Source organism: Bacillus hominis (genome assembly GCF_018332515.1).
Lineage (GTDB): Bacteria > Bacillota > Bacilli > Bacillales > Bacillaceae_G > Bacillus_A > Bacillus_A hominis.
Map to the genome: position 1 here is coordinate 1 of NZ_BOQD01000314.1, position 4,445 is coordinate 4,445.

At 35.4% G+C, this 4,445-nt stretch carries 4 protein-coding genes; 3 read left to right on the plus strand and 1 reads right to left on the minus strand.

The annotated features are described in order from the left end of the window. Positions 1–1,592 (plus strand): sensor histidine kinase (locus KI356_RS23275; RefSeq protein WP_212936597.1); only part of this gene is annotated, 1,592 nt, incomplete at its 5' end. 149 nt (positions 1,593–1,741) lie between these two features. On the opposite strand, the gene KI356_RS23280 is transcribed toward KI356_RS23275, so the two are convergent. After that, positions 1,742–2,644, minus strand: coding sequence for an AraC family transcriptional regulator (locus tag KI356_RS23280; RefSeq protein ID WP_212936598.1), 903 nt, complete (start codon positions 2,642–2,644; stop codon positions 1,742–1,744). A gap of 137 nt (positions 2,645–2,781) precedes the next feature. Here KI356_RS23280 and KI356_RS23285 point away from each other — a divergent pair, with 137 nt between their 5' ends. After that, complete coding sequence (locus tag KI356_RS23285; RefSeq protein WP_128282108.1) at positions 2,782–3,267, plus strand: RNA polymerase sigma factor; 486 nt, start codon at positions 2,782–2,784, stop codon at positions 3,265–3,267. 5 nt (positions 3,268–3,272) lie between these two features. Continuing rightward, the gene (locus tag KI356_RS23290; protein ID WP_212936599.1) at positions 3,273–4,397 is read left to right on the plus strand and encodes an anti-sigma factor; all 1,125 of its coding nucleotides are present in this window, start codon (positions 3,273–3,275) and stop codon (positions 4,395–4,397) included. Positions 4,398–4,445 lie beyond the last annotated feature (48 nt).

Consider the following 4,445-nt stretch of genomic DNA (forward strand, 5'->3'; position numbering starts at 1 on the left):
GTTTTACAATTTCTGAATATATTTCTTCTGAAGACAATCACATTACATTAAAACCTGAATTAAAAGATTTAATAACAGAAAAAAATGATTGGCTTCAAATTGTAAGCGAAGAGGGAAAAGTCCTTTACAACTTCAATACACCTAGCGATGTTCCGACCGCTTACACAAAGACATCTTTACTTACATATTTACAAAACAGTAGAGAAAATCCTTATAAATTTAACTATTGGGAAATTAAATTAGAAAAGAAACCGGTACTCGTTATTTACGGTGCCAAACTAAAAAGTAATACATTACTCAAAACGATACAGCAAGGGCATCCTTCGTTATCACTAAATGAGTTTGCATTAACTGAACAAGAAAAACAATTACTTTCTAAAGAAAAAGCAATGCTACAAATATTTAATAACAATGGTGAAGAAGTTTTTTCCTATCCAGATGGAAAGAAAAAAACATTTTCAGCTATAAAAACTGCTCTTAATGAGAAAGAACCGTGGAACCATAAAGAAAGTATATCTAGCTTTTACGACTCAAATAGCGGTCATCTCGTCGTTGTATCCGCGAAAAACGATCATTACTATCCAGATGATGAATTAGATGATGTATTTACTAAGAAACTTCTAATCGGATGCAGCTTAATCCTCCTTATCGTATTTGTTTATTTAGTCATCCTTTCAATTTGGTATGGAAATAAGTTTGGGAAACCGTTATTACACGCGATGCGCTGGCTTAAAAACATAGCCGGGGGAAAATATGAAGAGCCTGTTAGTAAAAAAGGAAAAGCGATTCGATTCCGAAAATCCGGTAAAGAAAAATGGTCGTTCCGCCTATTTAAAGATGTTACAAACTCACTCGAACATCTTTCTATTACTTTGAAAAAGAACGATGCAATGAGACAAGTACTGCAGCAAACACGTGAAGAATGGATCACTGGTCTAACACACGATTTAAAAACACCGCTTAGCTCTATATACGGCTATGCACTATTACTAGAATCGAAGCAGTATAATTGGACCGATCAAGACATTCAACAATTTGGCCATGTCATGAAAGAAAAGTCACAATATATGACTACGTTAATTGATGACTTAAGCTTAACGTATCAATTAAAAAATGATACCCTTCCTGCGCAGCACGTAAATGTTGAAATCAATCAATTCGTCCAAAAAGTACTATTGCAATTTATTAATAATCCAATGCTGCAAAATCAAAACATTGAATTTGTACCAAGCTCAAGCAAAATTCAATATTTTATTGAAGAAAAATGGTTCCAACGTATTATCGAAAACTTATTAGCAAACGCCGTAAAACATAATAATGAAACAACAAACGTAATCGTAAAACTTTCGCAAAATGCTAACTTCTTTACATTATCTATTTCAGATAACGGAAAAGGAATGGATGATAAAACGAAAGAGCTTTTATTCGAGAGATATTACAGAGGAACAAATACAGAAGAAAGCAACATCGGAACTGGACTTGGCCTCGCCATCACAAAACAGCTCGTTCACGCTCATAATGGAACGATTTCCATTGATAGTGAGCTTGGAAAAGGAACGACGATTATTCTCGTGTTTCCTTTTAGTTCATAAGAAAAGGTGCTTTCCAAAAGCACCCTTTCTTATATTTTCTCTTTTCGAAGCAATACGCTAATAAATGAAATTATATCGGCGCTTTTCCGAATATATCGATTTTCAAAAAAAGAAGCGAACCATCTCTCAATGGTTCGCTTCTTTTCCTATTATTTCTTCTTCACCGGTATCCAAAGCTCTACTTGAGCAAACTCACTCTTATCTTCATGGCAACGCTCATCGTATAGTTCAAACTCTGTAACTCCGCAATGTTCATATCCTGAGTGCGGGAACCATTCTGAGAATACTGCATTCCACGTTTGATGAATAGACGACACCATTTCTGCATGAGGAACTTTCGGTGTTGTAAATACGGCATATGTTGCTGCCGGGAATGTGCGCTTTGCAATTTCATTTGGTACATTTTCAAAGCCTGTAACTTCCATCCCGATAATATAAGTGAAGTCCCCTGTTTCTAAATTAAAATCTGTACATAGTCCAAGCTCTACCCATTGGCTCGTATCTTTACGATTCGGAATCGTCGTTCCAAGATCCTTTTGTAAATACTCCTGCCAAAAGACCGGGATATCTTGATGATTTTTCCCTTCTTTACTCGTCGTCTTCAGCTCATAACCCGCCATTAAAAATTCCGGTTTATTTACAATACGATATTCCATTTGTATGCCCCCTAAATATGGATTTAATTTTCTTTGTTTTACATTCACTCTATAATACATTGGTGTTTCAATTTCTTGTTTTCGATATTCACTTGGTGTCATCTGAAATAATTTTTTAAAGGCTCTCGTGAACGTTTCGTGGGATTGAAAGCCATGCTCAAATGCGACATCAATAATTTTTTCATCCGTATGAGAAAGTTGATACGCTGCCCGGGCTAACCTCCTCTTCCGAACATACTCCATTACTGTATCGCCTACTAACGCCTGGAATACACGATGAAAATGCGATTCAGAAAAACATGCAATGCGAGCCAAATTACGCAACGTTTGTTTTTCCATTACATCTTCTTCAATATAGTCAATTGCCCTTTGAATTTGAGTTTCATAGCTTTCCACCTCTGTTCACCCGCCTTATATGTATTATGATAAAAGAGAATCCTATCCAATTCTTGACGTTTTTTACTATAATTCCATAAAAAATTGTAACTTTTCTATATGTATTTCGTTGTTATTTATGAAGGGAGGGAAATGTAGTGAAACGCAAACAATCATTAGAAGACATTTATTCAGATCATATGCATGATTTATTTCGCTATCTTCTCTCCCTAACCGGAGATTCTCACTATGCAGAAGATCTCATGCAAGAAACTTTTTACCGAATGCTCGTCCATATTGACTATTATGAGGGAGAAGAAATTAGACCGTGGTTATTTACAATTGCCTACAACGCCTTTATCGATTGGTACCGAAAAGAAAAGAAGTATAAAACAACTAAAATCGAAGAATTCCATTTACCAAACGTGCCAAGTACAGAGCACTCTTATTTCGTAAAACATGAGATTACTAGTTGGTTACAAAACATATCCTCTCTTCCGCTCGAAAGACGAAATGTGTTACTACTACGAGATTACTACGGATTCTCCTATAAGGAAATAGCAGAAATGACCGGTCTCTCGTTAGCAAAAGTAAAAATTGAATTACACCGAGGACGAAAAGAAGCAAAAATCATAAAGGAGTGATGCAGATGGTTTGTGCAGAATTTAAAAAACTATGGGAGAAATATGAAAACGGAACACTCACACATGATGAACAAGAACAGTTAGAAAGTCATATAGAAACTTGTGAAGAATGTGAAGCACATTTAGATGAATTGTTAGCAAAAACAGAGCCGATTAAGAAAAAGTTACCACCAAAAGATCTTAAAATTCCTTTTTGGAGGATTAAATGGAAACATCGTTTACAAACGCTTGGTTTTATACTAGCAATTTGTATCGTTATATATATGATCGGCGGGGTATTATCTGCCTTTTATTTTCAAGCTAATAATGATAAAAGACTAAAAGAAATAAGAGATGTTCCCTCTCTTGCACTTGAAGCAACTATCCCAAATAGCCGCGTTATGGGGGGCGGAACAAGTGTAGAAGCTTTCTTTCGAACAAACAGCCAATTTGATTTAGTAAAAACGATTGGTAAAAAAGAAATGCCACTCGGTACAATTGAAACAAGCAGCTTCTTATCTTCTTTAAATATCACAAATAAATCTTGGGTGAATATGCACTATCAACCGAACATCCACTTTGTTCACCCAAAAATAAAACAAGGTGATTATTTGAAAGAAGCATCTAAAAAGGTTTGGGATACACTTGCAAAGGTACATGAGGGAACAGTTGCAGAAGTAGCAATATCTTTTGACAAACCTTACACGTTACAAGAATTAGAACCACTTTTATATAGCGTATTTGAAGCACAAGAACTCCCGCCAACTCCTGTATGGTACGCTTTAGATACAGGACAAGAAAGAATAAACGAAGAAGATTTCATCCTATCTGGGGACGACTTTATAGGATTTCCAGAACATATAGGATTCCTTGATGATGAAACAGAAAACCTGAAAACGCAAGAGGATAAGGTTATTGAAATGATGCACATTCTTTCTACACATGAAAAAACTGTAAGTAAAGTTGCCATGATTCCTGAGGATCAGCTGAACTTAGATAAACGTTATAAATATGTAAAAGATAACGGCGTAAAAGTATACGGAATGGTCATTACTGGACCGTCAAAAGAGTTATTAAAATTACAAAACTCGCCTCACGTACGTTACGCTACTCTTGGAGATATTGAGGTTTGGAATTGGTTTGATCATTAAAAACGAAAAGGTTGATTAGAAAATAGCTACTATTTTCTAATCAACCTT